Raw genomic sequence first — 18,791 nt, 5'->3', positions numbered from 1 at the left:
GCGTTCGGTCCGGCGACCCATCGGTTGTGCTTGGGTGGGCAACCGTGCCAAACGCCTTTCAGATATAGGGTGTCCCGGGAAAACCCGGCGGCAAGACCACTGGTGGGTCTTGCCGCGCTGGAACAATCCTATTCAACAACACGCGATACGCGGCGATCAATATCTAGTTGGTCGCGTCAGATCGCCGACGCGTCCCCGGTGCCCGCCGGCCGGCTCGACACCACCTCGTCGATCAGGCCGAAGCTCTTGGCCTCCTCCGGCGACATGAACTTGTCACGCTCCATCGCCGCCTCGATCACGTCGAGCGACTGGCCGCTGTGCTTGGCGTAGATGTCGTTGAGGCGCGCGCGCAGCTTCAGGATCTCCTGGGCCTGGATCTCGATGTCCGCCGCCTGCCCCTGGGCACCGCCCGACGGCTGGTGGACCATGATCCGGCTGTTCGGCAGCGAAAAGCGTTTGCCCGGGGCGCCGGCGGTCAGCAGCAGCGACCCCATGCTGGCGGCTTGGCCGATGCAGACCGTGGAGACCTGCGGCCGGATGTACTGCATGGTGTCGTAGATCGCGAGACCGGAGGTCACGTAGCCACCGGGCGAATTGATGTAGAAGGAGATGTCCTTGGTGGGATTCTCCGACTCCAGGAACAAGAGCTGCGCGCAGATCAGGCTGGCGACACCGTCGTTGACCGGGCCGATCAGGAAGATGATGCGCTCCTTCAAGAGGCGCGAATAGATGTCGAACGCGCGCTCGCCGCGATTGGTCTGTTCGATGACCATCGGGACCAGAGCGTTCATCCGCGGCTCGAAATCGTTCATTCTTTTCGACTCTCCCGTTCCCCTACCCCAGGAAAGCCCAATGTCCAGGCCTCCCGACGCGGGCTTTGATCCCTGATGACGGCCCGCCGGCGAATTCCACCGGGCCGTCGGTCCGACCGATCGGTCACATGGTCTCGGCGGGCCGAGGCGTGGCCCGCCGTTGCCCCTGTCAGGCGGCGGCGGTGCCCTCGGCCTCGTCCGGATCGCGGACCAGTTCCTCGACCGAAACGGTCTTCTCATCCACCTTAGCGAGTTCAAGGATGAAGTCGATGACCTTATCCTCGAACAACGGGGCACGGAGGTTGTCGATCGCCCGCGGCGTGTTGCGGAAGAATTCGAAAACCTCACGCTCCTGACCCGGATAGCGCTGGGCCTCGGTGATCAAGGCCCGGTTCAACTCGTCCTGGGTCACCTGGATATTGTTACGGCGACCGACTTCGGAAAGGAGCAGGCCCAGACGGACGCGGCGCTCGGCGATGCCGCGGTACTCGGTCCGCAGGTCATCCTCGCTCTTGCCGGCCTCCTCGGCGTCGCCGCCGCGCTTCAGTTCTTCCTGAAGACGGTTCCAGATCGTCTCGAACTCGATATCGACCATGCCGGCCGGAACCGGGAAATCGTGCGTCTCGGCCAGCTTGTCGAGCAGCGTGCGCTTGACCTTGCTGCGCGAGATACCGGCGTAGTCTTGGCCGATGCGGTCCTTGATCATCTGCTTGAGGCCGGCGAGGTCCTCGGCGCCGAACTTCTTGGCGAACTCGTCATCGATGGTGACCGGCGCCGGCTCACGGATCTCCTTGACGTCGACCTCGAACACGGCTTCCTTGCCCTGCAACTCGGCCGAGCCGTAGTTGTCCGGGAAGGTCACGGTGACCGTGCGATGGTCGCCCGGCTTCGCGCCGACCAGCTGCTCCTCGAAGGTGCCGACGAAGCTGTTGGTCCCAAGCTCCAGCTGGTGGTCCTTGGCGTCCATGCCGGGCTTGGCCTCGCCATCGACGGTGCCGGCGAAGTCGATCACCAGGACATCGCCGTTGCGGGCGGGCCGGTCCTCGGTCACGGGCTGCGACTCGCGTCCGCTCTTGGACAGGCGCTCCAGCGTCTCGTCGACCTGCTTGTCATCGACCTCGGCGACGGTGCGCTCCAACTCGATCGTGGCGAAGTCGACCGGCTCGAAGTCCGGCAGCAGCTCCACGGCCATGTCGTATTCCAGGTTGCCGCCCTCTTCGAACGAGGTCACCTGGATCTTCGGCTGAAGCGCCGGGCGCAGACCGCGCTCATCGATCGCCTTCTGCGAGCTGTCCGTGACCGCCGTCTCCAGGACCTCGCCCATGACCGACTGAGCATAGCGCTGCTTCACGATGGGCATGGGGACCTTGCCCGGGCGGAATCCCGGTATACGAAGGGTCCTGCCGAGCTCCTGGAGCCGGCTGTTGACCTTCGTCTCGATCTCCTGGGCGGGGATGACGACCTTGTATTCACGCTTGAGGCCGTCGGCGCTCGTCTCGGTAATCTGCATTGGACTGGAAGCCTGTTTCGTTGGCGACCGGTGCTCGCCGGTCGCGGCTTGAGAACCTCGGGTACGGCTGACCTGATGGTGCGGGCGAAGGGACTCGAACCCCCACGACTTACGTCACTGGAACCTAAATCCAGCGCGTCTACCAATTCCGCCACGCCCGCACAGGCAGCCCCGCGCAGGCGACATGCGACTCCCGCCCGCCGGGTTTGCCTCTATAGCACACCGATTTCTGGACAAACAGGCTAAGATTTCCGCGGCATTGATTGCCCACGCGGAAAGGCCGCGTGGGAGCCCTCGCCGCCTGTGTCAAAGGTCAGGCCAGCACCCGCTCGTTGAACAACTCGGAAAACGCCGCCAGCGCCAAGGTGCGCAATTCGTCGGCGGTGTCGACCCGCTCGTAATGAACCCGGAAGCGGACATGGGGAATGCCGACGCTGTCGTTGGCGATGGACAGCACGCTCGCGGTCTCGACGATTTTTCCTGGTGTCGTCCGCCGGAACACCGAGCCCTCGGAAATGTCCACTGGAGCCTTCCGCCGTCTCGAAAACATGGATTTATCCCGTCCAGGTTTGGTTAAGATTAGCTCGGTCGAAGACTAGAGCGCGGCTCTTTATGAACGGTTAAAGACGCCTTCCTTCAATTTTTAGCTAAATATCAAGACATCAGCCTGTGCTCTTCTGATGCGCCTTGACGTAGGACGAGACATTTATCTTGCCGTCACCCGTGTAGGATTCGTGATTGGCCTCGATATCGCCAAGCTTGTAACGGTAGTTGATCATCAATCCGGCCGACTGGCGCAAACCCTTGTCCGACGTGTCGCCGAGCCAGTTTAGCCGCTCCATCCTCGCCCCGTTGGATAGATGGAAATGCGCCACCGGGTCGCGCGCGCGCTTGCCGGCCTTGGCGTCGATCAGATAAGTGGCGCACAGCCGCATCAGGATCGGCTTCACCACCTTGACGGTCGCCTCGTCCCGCTGCCAGTCCGGGCGGTCCAGCACCGCGGCGAGGGTGGCGCCACTCTCGGGCGGGAGAACGTCGGGATCGGCGAAGAGATCGGCGATTCGGGCGCTCTCGCCATTCGTGACCACCCCTTCCCCCTTGGCAAGTTCACCATCCAGCCACCGCCGGAAGCCGGGAATCGGCGACAGCGTCGCGAAATGCTTGAGCTTGGGGAACTCGGCGGTCAGATCGTCGACCACCCGCTTGATCAGGAAATTGCCGAAGCTGATCCCGGCGAGTCCCTTCTGGGCGTTCGAGATCGAATAGAAGATGGCGGTATCCGCCGTCTGCGGATCTTGCACCGGAGCCGCCTCGTCCAGCAGCGTCTGGACGTTGTCCGACATGCCGGTGACCAAGGCCACCTCGACGAAGATCAGGGGCTCGTCCGGCATGCGTGGATGGAAGAAGGCGAAGCACCGCCGGTCCGAATCGAGCCGGTCCTTCAGATCCTGCCAGCCCCGGATCTCGTGGACCGCCTCATAGGCGATCAGCTTCTCCAGCAGCGATGCCGGACTGTCCCAAGTGATCCGGCGCAACTCCAGGAAGCCGACGTCGAACCAGTTCCTCAGCAGCGTCTTCATGTCCGCCTCCAGGGCGGACATCAGCGAATCGTCACGCGCCCATTCCAGCAACTGGGCTCGCATGTCGACCAGGAACTTGATCCCCTCCGGCAATCCGTTGAACTGCGTGAGCAGGCGCATCCGTCCAGGCTCCAGCGCCGCCCTCAAGGCGCGCTCGGCATCGCCGCGCGACGCCGGGTCCACCGCTCGATGGAAAGCGTCCACCGCCTTGTCCACCACCGCCCGGTCGACATCGAAGTCGCGGGCCAGGACCGTCAGGAAATTGCGCCGGCCGGTCGAGTCGAGACCGAGATAGGTCCTGCCCAGTTCGGCCGCGCGGGCGCGGGCCGAAACCTCGCCGCCCCGACCCGCCAAGCAGGCCTGCATCTGGGTCCGCAGCCGGTCGGCATCCTCCTTCGGCAGGTGGGGACGCGGATTGGCGCCGACAGCCTCGCGCGAGAACGCGGCGATGTCGCGCCAGGCGGAGCGCAGGTTGTCGATCGTGCGGTCGAACAGCGAGGGAGCCGGCTGTTCCACCAGGGGGGTCGGTAGCTGGGTCATGCCCGCGAGTTTGAAAGGATCCGACAGCGCCGATCAAGGAGAAACCGGCCGGCGAATCGTTCCGTAACCCAAGCTTCACGGAGGGACCGGCGACGCGTCCCGCAGGTGGCGGAGGACGGTGGGCAAGGCTTCGGCCAAGTCCTCCGCGATCAGTCCGGGACCGGCGATCGCCGCCGACTCGCCATGCAGCCAAACGGCCGCGCAGGCCGCCTCGAAGGCTGGCATCCCTTGGGCCATCAGCCCGACCGCCAAGCCCGCCAGCACGTCGCCAGCACCCGCCGTCGCCAAGTCGGGCGGGGCGTTCGCGTTGATCACCGCCTGGCCGTCGGGAGCCGCCACCACGGTATCCGCGCCCTTCACGAGAACCACCGCCCCGGCGCGCGCCGCGGCCGACCGCGCTTGCGTCAGTTTGTCACCGACGATCCCGAACAGCCGCTTGAATTCGCCCGCGTGCGGCGTCAGCAGGCACCGTTGGGTCAGCACGCCGTACAGGTCGCCGGAACGGTCGGCGAAGGCGGTCAAGCCGTCGGCATCGACCACCGTGGCTTTGCCAGCGCCGAGCGCCGCCAGGATATGGCGTCGTGTGTCGTCTCCCGTCCCGGCCCCGGGCCCGACCAGCACGGCGTTGCGGTGCTCATCAGCCATGAGTTCCTTAAAACCGTCCGGCGTGTCCAGCGGCGAGACGATGGTGCCGGGATCGCCCGCCGCGTAGATCGGGAAGGCGCCGGGATCACAGGCGATGCTGACGAGCCCCGCCCCGACGCGCCGCGCCGCGCGGGCCGCCAAGCGGGCGGCGCCCGTCATCCTCGCTCCGCCGAAAACGACCGCGTGCCCCCGGTCGAACTTGTGGCCATCGAGTCGCGGCCAGGGGTAGTCGCCGCGCCAGAGAGCCGGACCGTTCTCGTAGATCGTGGGGGTGATCGCGTCCAGGACGTCGTCGGCGATGCCGATGTCCGCCACCACCACCTCGCCGCACAGGACACGTCCCGGCAGCAGGAGATGAGCTGGCTTTTTCCGGAAGAAAGTGACGGTCAAGGTCGCGTGGACGGCGGCGCCGAGAACGGTCCCGGTGTCGCCGCTGACACCGCTTGGAACGTCGACGGCCACGATGGGAACAACGCGAGTCGCCAGATCCTCGATGATCATCCGGTAGGCGCCGTCGAGCGGCCGCGACAAACCGGCCCCGAACAGGGCGTCGACAACCAGCCCGGCACCGTCCAACACGCTCGCCGACAGCGGCTGGACCTTTCCATCTCCCTGCTCTGTCCAACGATGCGCCATTATGGCGGCATCGCCTTTCAAGGCGGCCCGCTCACCGGCCAAGCCGACACGCACCGGCCATCCCAGGCCCTCGAGCAGCCGGGCGATCACGAAACCATCGCCACCATTGTTGCCGGGTCCGCACAGGATCGCGACCTCGCGGGGTCGCCAGCGCTTCACGATGGCCTGGACGACCGCGGCGCCGGCCGCCTCCATCAAGGCGTCGCCCGGCGTTCCGCCCGCGATGGTCAGGGCGTCGGCGCGGTACATCTCGGTGACCGTCAGGATGGCGTTGCTTGCTGGCATCGAAAATCCCCGCGTCGAATTCGGTAGCGTTCCACACGGCACAGCGGACGCGCGGCATTCCAGACGCATACCATAACAGCGGACGGCCCAAAGGGCTGCCGACGCTCGGGCTATCCGAATACCGAAATCAAAGGGGATGTGAAGAGGGTGGGGCGACGGATGGGATTCGAACCCACGACCACTCGGACCACAACCGAGGGCTCTACCAACTGAGCTACCGCCGCCACCGTTGGGGCCGTGTCTATGCCAAATCACCAGAGCGCCGTCAAGGGACGAAATGATCAAAGGCCATGACCCGGATAGGCTTTTGACCGAAATGGCCCGTCGCCTATATTTTGAACATCATGGCGACCAAACAGCCACTTCGATGCCAGCGGCGATGGCATTGGAATTCTTGGGAAAAGCCGCGGGCGCGCGCTCATGGGGCAATGGGGCGTTGGCATGCCTCGTGCTTTACGGGATGATGAGCACCGCTCGGTGGCGCGCCGCCATCCACGGGGAGTCGTTGATCAGTATCATGAAAAAAATCGAAGCCATCATTAAGCCGTTCAAGCTCGACGAGGTGAAGGAAGCCCTTCACGAAGTCGGCATCAAGGGCATTACCGTCACCGAGGCGAAAGGCTTCGGTCGGCAGAAAGGCCATACCGAATTGTACCGTGGCGCGGAATACGTCGTGGACTTCCTGCCGAAGGTGAAGATCGAGGTGGTGATGGACGACAGTCTCGTCGACCGCGCGATCGAAGCCATTCAGACGGCCGCCCACACAGGCCGTATTGGCGATGGAAAGATCTTCGTCACCCCGGTCGAGGAAGTCGTTCGCATCCGGACCGGCGAGAAGGGAAGCGACGCCGTCTAGGTTTGACGGCGACCCGGGCCCGCGGCAACATCAAGACCGTCCGATGCAGATCGGGCGGTCGAAGGTGTTCGGACCGCCCTTTCCCGTATTCGGTCGCAGCGCCGCCATACTTCCATAATCAACCAACAACGCCGTGGATTGTGCGCCGGGCATGGTCATGCCATAAGAACGCCCGCGCGCGCCACCAAACCGGACTTTTCCCCGCTCCAAGAAGGCGGGGACGAGCCAGCGTCAACCATAGAAACGGATGCCGAGGCATGTCTGACATCAGCAAGGTCTTCGACCTGATCAAGGAACACGACGTCAAGTACGTCGACCTTCGCTTCACCGACCCTCGCGGCAAGATGCATCACACCGCGCAGCACATCTGCACCATCGAGGAAGAGTCCTTCACCGATGGCATCATGTTCGACGGCTCGTCCATCGCTGGCTGGAAGGCGATCAACGAATCCGACATGACGCTGATGCCGGATGCCTCGACCGCCGTCATGGATCCGTTCGCCGCGCAGCCGATGCTGAACATCTTCTGCGACGTCCACGATCCCTCCAGCGGGCAGCCCTACAACCGTGACCCGCGCTCGATCGCGAAGGCCGCGCAGTCGTACATGGAAGCTGCCGGCATTGGTGATACCGCCTATTTCGGTCCCGAAGCCGAGTTCTTCGTGTTCGACGACGTGCGTTACGAAGTCTCGATGAACCAATGCTACTACAAGATCGACAGCGAGGAAGGTCCGTATAATTCGGGCAAGAAGCTCGCCGACGGCAACCTGGGCCACCGCCCGACCGTCAAGGGCGGCTACTTCCCGGTTCCCCCGATCGACTCCGCGCAGGACCTGCGGGCCGAGATGCTGACCGTCCTGGGCGAGATGGGTGTCGAGATCGAGAAGCACCACCACGAGGTGGCCGCTTCGCAGCACGAGCTGGGCATCAAGTTCGCGACGCTCGTCAAGACCGCCGACAACATGCAGCAGTTCAAGTACGTCGTGCACAACGTCGCGGCCGCCTATGGCAAGACCGCCACGTTCATGCCGAAGCCGGTGTTCGGCGACAACGGCTCGGGCATGCATTGCCACCAGTCGATCTGGAAGGACGGCCAGCCGGTGTTCGCGGGCTCGGGCTACGCCGACCTGTCCGACATGGCGCTGTACTACATCGGCGGCATCATCAAGCACGCCCGCTCCCTGAACGCCTTCACCAACCCGTCGACCAACAGCTACAAGCGTTTGGTCCCCGGCTACGAGGCTCCCGTGCTGCTGGCCTACTCGGCCCGCAACCGGTCGGCGTCCTGCCGCATCCCCTACGTCGCGAGCCCCAAGGGCAAGCGCGTCGAGGTCCGGTTCCCCGATCCGTCGGCGAACCCCTACCTGGCCTTCGCCGCCATGCTGATGGCCGGCCTGGACGGCATCCAGAACAAGATCCATCCCGGCGAGGCGATGGACAAGAACCTGTACGACCTGCCGCCGGACGAATTGGCCGCGGTTCCGACCGTGTGCGGTTCGCTCCGTCAGGCGCTCGACAGCCTGGAAGCCGATAACGATTACCTGACCAAGGGCGACGTCTTCGCTCCGAACATGATCGAGGCCTATATCGAGCTGAAGCGCGAGGAGCAGATGGCCTTCGAGACCTCGCCGCACCCGATCGAGTACAAGATGTACTACTCGGTCTAATCGGCCCGGTTCGAAGCATTCGTTCCGACCACGAGACGGGGCGACGGTTCATCCGCCGCCCCGTTTCCATTTTCCGGCCTCGACGGACGCGCACGGCGTGAAAGTATCAACTCCCTCGCCCGTCACCGCGCGGCGCGCGAAGGCCGACCCCACGGGTTTGGCCGAAGCGCCCTAACTGGGGCAAAACCACCGCCGGCTTTGCCCGCACCTCGAACCCAGCAGCCCTGCCCGCCTTCCCCACTGGAGCGGAGGCGACGCGATCGCGACCGGCGTGCCGTGCGGATCTGCCTCATATTTGAGCAGCTATGCTCCAGCGGTCGGGAAGCTTACGACGACAAACCCACAATGACGAGCCCCAGTGTTCCGCGATGTGGTCACCGCGATGGCTGAGCCATGACATTGACGCAGTCGAACGCCACCGAGGCGCTCGATTGATAATCGTCCCACCGAGAGTCACGCCTTGATGTCGAGTTACGCCGCCAACCAACACATTTGACCTTTCTTAGGAAACGTTGCAGGTTTATGCATGTTTTCGCAGGCAGACGACGAGCGGCTTCCAAGGATCGACATGCGTGATGACCCGACAAGCCTGCCGCTCCGTCTGAAGGGAGTGCGATATACCGTCGGCGGCTCCACGCTGATCGGCGCGTTGGATCTCACGCTGCAAGGCCACGCCCCCACCGTCATCCTCGGACCCAACGGCGCCGGCAAGAGCCTGACGTTGAGACTTTGCCATGGCTTGATCCATCCGACCGGTGGAACGGTGGAATGGCTGGGACCAGGCGCTGGCGGCCACCGGCGCAGGGACGCCATGGTGTTCCAGCGCCCGGTCATGTTGCGGCGCTCGGCTGTCGGCAATCTCATCCATGCCCTCGCCTTGGCCGGCGTGGGATATCGCCAGCGGCGGGCGGCGGCGCGAACGGCACTCGGCCGCTTCGGCCTGGAGGCGATAGCCGAACGGCCCGCCCGCGTCCTGTCCGGGGGGGAGCAACAGCGGCTGGCCCTGGCGCGCGCCTGGTCACTCAAGCCCGAGGTGCTGTTCCTGGATGAGCCGACCGCCAATCTCGACCCGACGGCGACACGCGCGGTCGAGACCATGATCGGCGAGTTCGTCCGCGACGGCATCAAGATCGTCATGACCACCCATGACCTCGGCCAAGCCCGGCGACTCGCCGGGGAGATCGTCTTCCTCAACCGAGGCGCCCTGATCGAGCAGACGCCCGCTCCAATTTTCTTCGAACGACCGCGGACCCAAGAAGCCGCGGCATTCCTCAGAGGAGACCTTCTATGTTGACCAACCTGACCCGGCGCATGCTCGGTGCCCTGGTGGCCGCTGGCTTGTGCGCCACCGCCGGCCTGCCCGCCGTGGCGCAGGACCGCTTCATCACGGTCGCGTCGACCACATCGACCGAGCAATCCGGTCTGTTCGACTACCTGTTGCCCATCTTCAAGGACAAGACCGGCATCCAGGTGCGCGTGGTCGCCCAGGGAACGGGGCAGGCCCTGGAAACCGGCCGGCGTGGCGACGCCGACGTTCTGTTCGTCCACGACACCAAGTCGGAGGAGAAGTTCGTCGCCGACGACTTCTCCAAGAAGCGTAGCGATGTGATGTACAACGACTTCGTCATCGTCGGCCCTCAGTCCGATCCAGCCAGCGTCAAGGGCATGAAGGACGTGACCGCCGCCATGCGGAAGATCGCCGACGCCAAGGCTCCCTTCGCGTCGCGGGGCGACGATAGCGGCACGCACAAGGCCGAGCAGCGGCTATGGCAAACGGCTGATGTCGACGTGGCGCCGGGCTCCGCTCCGTGGTACCGCTCGACCGGATCAGGCATGGGCCCGACGCTCAACACCAGCGCCGCGATGGACGCCTATACGCTGGCCGATCGCGGCACTTGGCTGAACTTCCGCAATCGAGGAAATCTCGTCGTGCTGGTCGAAGGCGATAAGCGCCTGTTCAACCAGTATGGAGTCATGCTGGTCAATCCCGAGAAGCACCCCCACGTCAAGGTCGAGGACGGCGCGAAATTCGTCAATTGGCTGATCTCTCCGGAAGGACAGGACGCCATCGCCGGCTATAGGATCAGCGGCGAGCAGTTGTTCTTCCCAAACGCGGCGAAGTCCGGCTCCTGAGAGCGACCGTGAAAACTGACGGGATCACGCATGTCCGAGCTGATGAACACCCAGGAGGTCGCCGCCTATCTTCGGATCAAGGAGCGCAAGATCTATGATCTCGTGCGCCAGGAGGCGATCCCCTGCACGCGCGTCGGCGGCAAGTGGCTGTTCCCCAAGGTCCAGATCGACCATTGGCTGAAGCTGGACGAACCGGCCATCACCGCCGAGCGACCTGTCGCGGCCTCCTTGGCGCCGCGGGTCATCGCCGGCAGCCATGATCCCCTGCTGGATTGGTGCGTCACCGCGTCGGGCTGCGGATTGGCGCTTCTGACGGGCGGCAGCCTGGATGGCCTGGAGCGGCTGGCGTCCGGGCAGGCGGCCGCCTGCGGCATCCACGTCATCACTCCGAACGGCTCTTCCGATCAGGGAGGTGGTTACAATGTCGCGGCGATCCAGCGGGTGCTGGGTGACCTCGATGTGGTCGCGATCGAATGGGCCTGGCGGGACCAGGGACTGATCACCGCCGCCGGCAATCCGCTCGGTCTAGCGGGCATCGGTGATCTCGTGACGACCAAAGCCCGGGTCGCGGTCCGTCCGCCGCAATCCGGCGCCCGCGTGCTGCTCGACCACCTGCTGGACCAGGCCGGCATCGCGTGGGGCGATATCGCCGTGGCAGGGCCGCCGGTCAATAATGAGCTTGAGGTTGGACTGGCGATCCTGGACGGCGCGGCGGATGCCGGTGTCGCCGTCCGCGCCGTGGCACGCCAGCTAAGGCTGGGGTTCATTCCCCTCCACCGCGAACGTTACGATCTCGTGATGAGGCGCCGGGATTATTTCGAACCCGAGACGCAGGCACTGCTCGCCTTCGCCCGCACACCCGACGCCGTCGCGAAGGCGCATGACCTGCAAGGCTACGACGTCTCGTCCTTCGGCAGGGTCTGGTACAACGGCCCCTGATCGGCCTTCGGGCAGCGGGAAGAGTTAGCCCAAAACCAAAAACAACGCCGTGGCGGACGCCAAGCGTTGCTGAATTGGAGACCTTCCGGAGAAGGTGGCTCCCGGTGCTGGACTCGAACCAGCGACACGCGGATTAACAGTCCACTGCTCTACCAACTGAGCTAACCGGGAACAACGAGGAGGTTTCTAGCAGCCGAATTTTGGGTTCGCAAGGGAAAATCGACGGAAAAAGACATCGGTGATCTCATCGGATTCCGGCGCTTCTTCGGATCGCCTGGATGTCCTGGTCGAGTTGCTGGAGGAACCTGGATCGGTCCTGCTTCCCCAGTGGCGCCGGACCTCCCGTGATCAATCCGGACTCGCGGAGATGCTGGCTCAACTCACGCCCCGCCAGCGCCTGACCGATGGTCGTGTCGGTGAACGGCTTGCCGGTCGAGCCGATCACACGGGCGCCTTTCTTCAGGCAGCGCGACGCCAGGGGAATGTCGGCTGTGACGACGATGTCGTTCGTTTCGACCGTCTCGACGATCCAGTCGTCGGCGGCGTCGAAACTACCGCTCACAACCACCAGCTTGATCCTCTCGTCGAAGGGCACGCGGAAGGGGCTGTTGGCGACCAGGGTGACCTTCAGCCGATACCGTTCGGCGACCCGGTAGATCTCGTCCTTCACCGGGCAAGCGTCGGCGTCGACATAGATATGGAGCACGTCCCATCCCTCGTTTTCGAATACTTAACCGGACTTGTTTTATCACACGTCATGGATTACGCGACGACAAGACGGACAGGCTGGTATCCCACGGCGGCTTTCGCCGTGATGGCGGTCCTCGCCTTGCCCCCGGCGGCCTTGGCGACACCAGCCGAAGCGCGTTCGGTCGCCATCGCGTCCAACTGCAAACCCGGCAAGATCGAACCGCTTCGCCAGATCGTCGGCGGCTCGGGCGAGACGGTGTTCAAGGTCTCCTGCACCGGTGGCAAGTCCAAGGACGTCTTCATCGTCGTCCAATGCCGCGTGCATCAATGCGTCCTGCTGCGCTGATGGGGTGCCGTGGAATGGGAAATTGCGGCCGACTTCTGGGACTGCTGGCGATGCTCGCCACGCTGGGGGGATGCGCGGTGCTGGAAGGTCCGGTCGGGGCGGCGACGACCGGCGCCTCGGCCGTCCTGCTGATCAACACCGGCAAGACGATCACGGATCACGCCGCGTCATATGTCATGGACGAGGACTGCGGGATCGTGAACTACGAGCGAACCAAGCATTATTGCCGCCCCTATCCCGATGTCACCATCCGCGCGGAACCCGAACTGTACTGCTATCGCACACTGGCCCAGGTCGAATGCCACACCCGTCCAGAGCCGTATGGCAACAAGGAGACTTTGGTCGGCATCCAGCCCGCGTGGCCGAAGAAGGCGGCGGCTGAGCCGGCGAAAGCCAAGGACTAAATCAGGCTCGGAATCTCAGGCCTCGAACCTCAGTTCTCGTGCTTCCGGGCGTAGAGCGCCGCCAGTGCGCGCATCGTCTGCTGGTGCTTGGCGCCCGCCTTGGTTGGCGGCACCGGGTTCGTCGTCCCGAGCTTCAGGCCGCCCGGCGAGCGGACGGGCGTCGGGGCCGCCTGCCGGGGAGGTGCCCCCTGCCCCATCATCGCCAGCGCCTTGTCCAACGCTTCGGGTGACAGCTGACGTTGCGGGCCCTGCCGGTTCGGCGCGCGGGCGGAGCTTGGCGCCACCGGCGGACTGGGCCGCGCCGGAGGACTAGGGCGCACCGGTGCCGGGGCGGTCACCTGCTCCGACGGACGGGTGACCCGCTCCACGGTACCGGCCACTATACCCTTCAGGTAAGGCGACACCAGACCGCGCAGCAGGTCGTCGTCGGTCTGCGCCCACCCCATCAGGATATCCTGGGCACGCGCGCGGCTCCCCTTCGAAGCCAGCAAGGCTTCCCGAATCTTGGCGTTGGTATAGGCGTCGGACATGGCGTGCCACCGGATCGGGATCCCGGATGGGAATCCGGGCAAGACTTCAGCCCCCAGTTTTTCGCGCTTCGGTTAACAAATCGTCACCACCGGCGCGGAAGCCGCTAAAGGGAGCCGACCAGATGGCCGCCATCCACCGCCACGACGCTCCCTGTCATATAGCGGCTGGCGTCGGAAGCCAGCAGCAGCAGAGGTCCGTCCAGGTCGCCGGCCTGTCCCAGCCGCCGTTGCGGAATCCGCCGGATCAGGGTCTTGCCGACATCGGTCGCGAAGAACTCCCGATTGAGATCGGTCTCGATGTAGCCTGGCGCCAAAGCGTTGACGCGAATCTGATGCCGCGCCAATTCCAGCGCCAGTTGCTTGGTCATCTGGATCAGCGCCGCCTTCGACGTGGCGTAGGCCGTCACCTGGCCACCCTGCCTCAGGCCCAGGATCGAGGCGATGTTCACGATGCTGCCTCCGTGGCCCAGCCGCACCATGTGGCGCGCGACCTCGGTCGCCACCAGCCACGCGCCCTTCAGGTTGGTGTCGATCACCCGGTCCCAGGATTGTTCGTCCTGCTCCAGGGCGGCGACCGTCTCGGTCACGCCGGAATTGTTGATCAGGATCGTGATCGGTCCAAGCTCGGTCTCGGCCGCCTCCACGGCGGCGGCGATGGAAGCGGCGTCCGTCACGTCCATGGACACCGCGAAGGCACGCCCGTCGAAAGCTTCGATCTCCTCGGCCACCGCCTTCAAGGCGTCGGGCCGCCGTGCCGCCAGCGCCACCTTGGCTCCCGCCCGCGCCAGGGTGATCGCGAAATGGCGTCCCAGCCCGCCGGACGCGCCGGTCACGAAAGCGGTATGGCCGGAAAGGTCTGTCATGCTCATGCTTCTTGGCTGCCGTTTTTGTTGTTCGATGCCCATCCGATAGGGGCCACGCGGCACCCCGAGGGCATCATGTTCGGTCGACTGGCGAAGGCTCCCTTGATCCTTCACCCATATGGTCGATCCACATCGTTCGAAGGTCAAGCGCCCTCGCAATCCGAACGGCTTGGAGATTATACTCGCCATCATGATCGTTGAGATATATTCCGACCTCATCTGTCCCTGGTGCTACATCGGCAAGCACCGGCTCGAACGCGCGCTGTCGGACCGCCCCAGGCTTCCGCTGGAGCGGCGCTGGCAACCCTACGAGCTCAACCCCGAAATGGCTCCGGGAGGGATCGACCGCGTGGCCTACCTCGCCACCAAGTTCGGCGGGATCGAGCGGGCGCGGCAAGTCTATGGCGTGATCGAGGAGACCGCCGCCCGTGACGGCATTCCCCTCAAGCTCGATGGCATCCGACGGACTCCCAACACGCTTTCGGCTCATCGGCTTGTCCGCCTCGCGAGCCGTTCGGGCTTGGCCGATCGTATGACCAACCTGCTGTTCGACGCCTATTTCGTGCAGTCGCTCGATATCGGCGAGCAGGACGTGCTGCTCGCCAAGGCGGCGGAGGCTGGGCTGGACCCGGACATGGCACGCGATTATCTGGCCGGTACCGCCGATATCGCCGCCATCAGGGCCACGGAGTCGGTGGCGCGGCAGTTGGGCATCCAGGCGGTGCCCTGCTTCATCTTCAATCGTCGCTACGCCTTGGCCGGGGCGCAGGAGCCGACCGCCTTCATGCCGCTACTGGACTTGGCGGCGGAGGAGGTCGACGCCTTCACGCAGCGGGTGACGCCTCCGCTTTGAGCGTGGGTCAAGCCGCCAGCTTGGCGAGTTCCCGCATCAAACCATGCACGCCCTTGACCCGCTTCTCGGTGTCGTCCCAAGTTCGGACATAGACCAGCTTGTGGTCGGGCCGCAGCTTCATGGTGCCGACCTGCTTGCCGATGAACATCACCAACTGGTCCGGCCGGGCGAAGGTGTTCTTGTGGAATGACAGCACGGCACCCTTCGGTCCGGCGTCGACCCGTTCGACCCCGGCGGCGCGGCATAGCTGCTTGATCGCCATCACGTTCAGCAGGTTCTCGACCTCATTGGGCAGTGGTCCGAAGCGGTCGATCAGTTCCGCCGCGAAGCTGTCGGTCTCGGCCCGGTCGGCCAATTCCGAGATCCTGCGGTACAGTCCCAGCCGTATGTTCAGGTCGGCGATGTACGTCTCCGGGATCAGCACGGGCATGCCCAGGTTGATCGCCGGCGTCCAGGTATCCTCCGCGTCGGATAGCGTGCCGGCACCGCTCCTGGCCGTGGCGACAGCCTCCTCCAGCATGTGCTGGTACAGCTCGACGCCGACCTCCTTGATATGGCCCGACTGCTCTTCGCCCAGCAGATTGCCGGCGCCGCGGATGTCCATGTCGTGGCTGGCCAACTGGAATCCCGCACCCAGACTGTCCAGCGTCTCGATCACGTGCAGCCGCTGGGTCGCGGTCGCGGACAACACCGTCCGGGGCGCGTAGGTCAGATAGGCGTAGCCCCGCACCTTGGAGCGGCCAATCCGGCCCCGCAGCTGATACAGCTGGGCCAGCCCGAACAAGTCCGAGCGGTGGATGATCATCGTGTTGGCGTTGGGTACATCCAGCCCAGACTCGACGATGTTGGTCGCCAGCAGCACGTTGAACTGACCGTCGTCGAAGGCGGTCATGACCTCCTCCAGCTGGGTCGCCGCCATCTGGCCATGGGCCACGACGACCTTGACCTCCGGCACCAACTCGTGGAGCCGCTCCAACACGCGGGGAAGATCCTCCAGCCGCGGGCAAACGTAATAGGTTTGGCCGCCCCGGTAGTGCTCGCGGAGGATCGCCTCGCGGATCACCACGGCGTCGTAGGGCAGCACGAAGGTCCGGACCGCCAGCCGGTCAACCGGCGGCGTCGCGATCAGGCTCAACTCGCGCACCCCGGCCAAGGCCATCTGGAGCGTGCGGGGAATGGGCGTCGCGGTCAACGTCAGCACGTGGACATCGGCGCGCAGCTGTTTCAGCCGCTCCTTCTGCTTGACGCCGAAATGCTGCTCCTCGTCCACGATGACCATGCCGAGGTCCTTGAACTTGACCGTCTTGGACAGCAGCGCGTGGGTGCCGATCACGATGTCGACCGTTCCGTCGGCGAGACCGTCCTTGACCAGCTTCTGTTCCTTGGCGGGAACCAGCCGGGAGAGCTGGCCGATGCGGACCGGCAGGCCGGCGAACCGCTTCTCGAAGGTGCGCGAGTGCTGGCGCGCCAGCAGGGTGGTCGGGACCACCACGGCGACCTGCATCCCGGACAAGGCGGCGAGGAAGGCGGCACGCAACGCCACCTCGGTCTTGCCGAAACCGACATCGCCGCAGACCAACCGGTCCATCGGGCGGCCGGACTGCAAATCCTCCATGACCTCCTCGATGACGCGAAGCTGGTCCTCCGTCTCGGGATAGGGGAAGCGCGCCGCGAACTCCGAATACAATCCATCCGGGGCCGAAACGGGCGTGCCCTTCCTCAGTTCGCGTTCCGCCGCGATCTTCAACAGGGCCTCGGCCATGTCCTTCAGGCGCTTCTTGACCCGCGCCTTGCGGCCCTGCCAGCCGACACCACCCAGCTTGTCCAGTTGGGCGCTGTCCTCCGAGCCATAGCGGGACAGCAGGTCGATGTTCTCGACCGGGAGGTACAGTTTGTCGCCGCCGTCGTAGATCAGGCGCAGGCAATCATGCGGGGCACCTGTGACGTGAAGGGTCTCCAATCCATCATAACGACCGATGCCGTGATCGACGTGGACCACCAGATCGCCTTCGCTCAGACTGGAAAGCTCGGCGATGAAGTTGGCGGAACGCCGGCGCTTCTTGGTCGGGCGCGCCAAGCGGTCGCCCAGGATGTCCTGTTCCGTGATGACGGCGACGTCGGGCGCCGAGAAACCAGTCTCGATCCCCAACACGATCAGCGCGGTCGTGCGGCGGTCCAGGCGGCGGGCACCCTCCCAGGTTTCGCAGACCTCGATCCGCTCGATCCCATGGTCCTTGAGCACCGTCAGCAGACGGTCACGGGCGCCTTGGCTATAGCCGGCGACGACACAGCGGCGGTCGTGCTTCTGAAGTTCGTCGATGTGGGACCTCAAAGCGTCGAAGACATTGACATCGGGCTTGGCCCGCGCATCGGCGAAGTCCCTGCCCCGCCGTCCCTCCGCGTCGACGCCGGCCTGACCCTCGGCCTGGGCGAATGGCGACAGCAACCCAACGGCGCGGCGCGCCAGCAGGTCGTTCCAACCGTCCTCGTCCAGATAGAGCATGGCCGACGGCAGCGGCTTGTAGACGGGATTGTTGGCCTTCTTCTCGACCGATTGCAGCGTCTTCCGCGCGTGGTAGAAGTCGGCGATCTGGGCGAAGCGGGAGTCGCGGGATTCTTCAGCCTGGGGATCGAGCGTCACCACCGCGTCCGGCGCGTAATCCAGGATCGTTTCCATCCCGGAATGGAACAGCGGCAGCCAATGCTCCATGCCGCCATACTTACGGCCGGCGGTGATCGCCTCGTACAGCGGATCCTCGTCGAGCACGGCGCCGAACAGCTCCCGATAGCCCGACCGGAAGCGGGCGACCGACTGCTCGTCCAGGAAGACCTCGGACATCGGCTTCAGCGCGATGCCGTCGCGCTTCTCCGTCGTCCGCTGGCTCATCGGGTCGAAAGCCCGTACGCCTTCCAGTTCATCGCCGAACAGGTCCAGCCGCAACGGTTCCTCGGTTCCCGGCGGGAACAGGTCGATGATGCCGCCTCGGATCGCGAACTCGCCGGGCTCGCGGACGGTCTGCGCCCGGGTGTAGCCGTTATGCGCCAGATAGGCCTGCAGTCTGTCCAAGTCGATCCGGTCGCCGACGCCGGCGCGGAAGGTGGCGTGCGAGAAAACCGCGCGTGGCGGCACCTTTTGCAGAAGCGCGTTGACCGTGGTCAGGATCAGCCGGGGCCTGCCGCCGGCGGGCTCGATCAACCGCGTCAGTCCCTCGACCCGGCGGCTGACGATATCGACGTTTGGCGACACGCGGTCATAGGGCAGGCAGTCCCAGGCCGGGATCTGGACGATCTCGACCTCGGGCGCGAAGAAGCCGATGGCTTCCGCCAGACGGGCCATGCGCTGGTCGTCCAGAGCCACGTGAAGCAGCCCGGCCGCTCCCCTGCGCTTGGCGATGTCGGCGAGGATGCGGGCGTCCTGCCCTTCCGGAGCCCCTGCGATCAGCAGGCGGGAAGGTTGGCCGGGGTCGAGTTTGATCTTGATCAAGGGACTTGTGTCGTACCA

General features: G+C 64.9%; 17 protein-coding genes and 3 tRNA genes. 8 read left to right on the top strand and 12 right to left on the bottom strand.

What is annotated here, in order from left to right; translation table 11 throughout:
- Positions 1-176: 176 nt before the first annotated feature.
- The 7 genes from clpP to N825_RS04090 form a co-directional block, all read right to left on the bottom strand.
- A complete protein-coding gene (gene clpP / locus N825_RS04120) occupies positions 177-812 on the bottom strand; it encodes an ATP-dependent Clp endopeptidase proteolytic subunit ClpP (protein WP_037447242.1) in 636 nt (211 codons plus the stop codon).
- A gap of 169 nt (positions 813-981) precedes the next feature.
- Complete coding sequence (gene tig, locus N825_RS04115) at positions 982-2,322, bottom strand: trigger factor (protein WP_037447239.1); 1,341 nt, start codon at positions 2,320-2,322, stop codon at positions 982-984.
- Positions 2,323-2,398: 76 nt separating this feature from the next.
- Positions 2,399-2,483 (bottom strand) — tRNA-Leu (locus N825_RS04110).
- Between the two features lie 152 nt (positions 2,484-2,635).
- Positions 2,636-2,845 (bottom strand): hypothetical protein, encoded by a 210-nt coding sequence (locus tag N825_RS04105; protein WP_037447236.1) that lies wholly within the window; start codon positions 2,843-2,845, stop codon positions 2,636-2,638.
- A 139-nt stretch (positions 2,846-2,984) separates the two neighbouring features.
- Positions 2,985-4,442, bottom strand: a complete 1,458-nt coding sequence (locus N825_RS04100; protein ID WP_051511518.1) for a malonyl-CoA decarboxylase — start codon at positions 4,440-4,442, stop codon at positions 2,985-2,987.
- Positions 4,443-4,517: 75 nt separating this feature from the next.
- On the bottom strand, positions 4,518-6,008 hold the full coding sequence (locus N825_RS04095) for a bifunctional ADP-dependent NAD(P)H-hydrate dehydratase/NAD(P)H-hydrate epimerase (RefSeq protein WP_037447233.1): 1,491 nt from the start codon (positions 6,006-6,008) through the stop codon (positions 4,518-4,520).
- 148 nt (positions 6,009-6,156) lie between these two features.
- Positions 6,157-6,232, bottom strand: a tRNA-His gene (locus N825_RS04090).
- Positions 6,233-6,285: 53 nt separating this feature from the next.
- Between N825_RS04090 and N825_RS37705 the strand changes: the two genes are divergently transcribed.
- From N825_RS37705 to N825_RS04065, 5 genes are all read left to right on the top strand, one after another.
- Positions 6,286-6,864 (top strand): P-II family nitrogen regulator, encoded by a 579-nt coding sequence (locus N825_RS37705; RefSeq protein ID WP_084164311.1) that lies wholly within the window; start codon positions 6,286-6,288, stop codon positions 6,862-6,864.
- 257 nt (positions 6,865-7,121) lie between these two features.
- On the top strand, positions 7,122-8,531 hold the full coding sequence (gene glnA, locus N825_RS04080) for a type I glutamate--ammonia ligase (protein WP_037447230.1): 1,410 nt from the start codon (positions 7,122-7,124) through the stop codon (positions 8,529-8,531).
- A gap of 568 nt (positions 8,532-9,099) precedes the next feature.
- Complete coding sequence (locus N825_RS04075; RefSeq protein WP_037447824.1) at positions 9,100-9,825, top strand: ATP-binding cassette domain-containing protein; 726 nt, start codon at positions 9,100-9,102, stop codon at positions 9,823-9,825.
- Positions 9,819-10,664 carry an ABC transporter substrate-binding protein gene (locus N825_RS04070; RefSeq protein ID WP_037447226.1) on the top strand — a complete coding sequence of 282 codons (846 nt, stop codon included), beginning with the start codon at positions 9,819-9,821 and terminating at the stop codon, positions 10,662-10,664. Before N825_RS04075 ends, N825_RS04070 begins: the two co-directional genes overlap by 7 nt.
- Positions 10,665-10,694: 30 nt before the next feature.
- A complete protein-coding gene (locus tag N825_RS04065) occupies positions 10,695-11,603 on the top strand; it encodes a helix-turn-helix transcriptional regulator (protein ID WP_037447223.1) in 909 nt (302 codons plus the stop codon).
- Positions 11,604-11,698: 95 nt separating this feature from the next.
- On the opposite strand, the gene N825_RS04060 is transcribed toward N825_RS04065, so the two are convergent.
- Positions 11,699-11,774: transfer RNA gene (locus N825_RS04060), tRNA-Asn, on the bottom strand.
- Positions 11,775-11,847: 73 nt separating this feature from the next.
- Positions 11,848-12,309: a YaiI/YqxD family protein gene (locus N825_RS04055; protein WP_037447220.1), complete on the bottom strand. Its 462-nt coding sequence runs from the start codon at positions 12,307-12,309 to the stop codon at positions 11,848-11,850.
- A gap of 105 nt (positions 12,310-12,414) precedes the next feature.
- Between N825_RS04055 and N825_RS04050 the strand changes: the two genes are divergently transcribed.
- Positions 12,415-12,639, top strand: coding sequence for a hypothetical protein (locus tag N825_RS04050; RefSeq protein ID WP_425423710.1), 225 nt, complete (start codon positions 12,415-12,417; stop codon positions 12,637-12,639).
- 14 nt (positions 12,640-12,653) lie between these two features.
- Complete coding sequence (locus N825_RS36195; protein ID WP_051511517.1) at positions 12,654-13,043, top strand: hypothetical protein; 390 nt, start codon at positions 12,654-12,656, stop codon at positions 13,041-13,043.
- Positions 13,044-13,072: 29 nt separating this feature from the next.
- Here the strand turns inward: N825_RS36195 and N825_RS04040 are convergent, their stop codons facing one another.
- A complete protein-coding gene (locus tag N825_RS04040; protein ID WP_051511516.1) occupies positions 13,073-13,573 on the bottom strand; it encodes a hypothetical protein in 501 nt (166 codons plus the stop codon).
- 104 nt (positions 13,574-13,677) lie between these two features.
- Positions 13,678-14,436, bottom strand: coding sequence for an SDR family NAD(P)-dependent oxidoreductase (locus N825_RS04035; RefSeq protein ID WP_084164354.1), 759 nt, complete (start codon positions 14,434-14,436; stop codon positions 13,678-13,680).
- 190 nt (positions 14,437-14,626) lie between these two features.
- Between N825_RS04035 and N825_RS04030 the strand changes: the two genes are divergently transcribed.
- Complete coding sequence (locus tag N825_RS04030) at positions 14,627-15,289, top strand: DsbA family oxidoreductase (RefSeq protein WP_037447817.1); 663 nt, start codon at positions 14,627-14,629, stop codon at positions 15,287-15,289.
- Positions 15,290-15,296: 7 nt separating this feature from the next.
- Here the strand turns inward: N825_RS04030 and mfd are convergent, their stop codons facing one another.
- The gene (mfd, locus tag N825_RS04025) at positions 15,297-18,773 is read right to left on the bottom strand and encodes a transcription-repair coupling factor (protein WP_037447214.1); all 3,477 of its coding nucleotides are present in this window, start codon (positions 18,771-18,773) and stop codon (positions 15,297-15,299) included.
- Between the last annotated feature and the right edge of the window lie 18 nt (positions 18,774-18,791).

Origin of the sequence: Skermanella stibiiresistens SB22 (assembly GCF_000576635.1) — a bacterium.
GTDB classification, from domain to species: domain Bacteria; phylum Pseudomonadota; class Alphaproteobacteria; order Azospirillales; family Azospirillaceae; genus Skermanella; species Skermanella stibiiresistens.
Note: the sequence above shows the minus strand (reverse complement) of the source record. Positions and strands in the feature narration are given on the sequence as shown.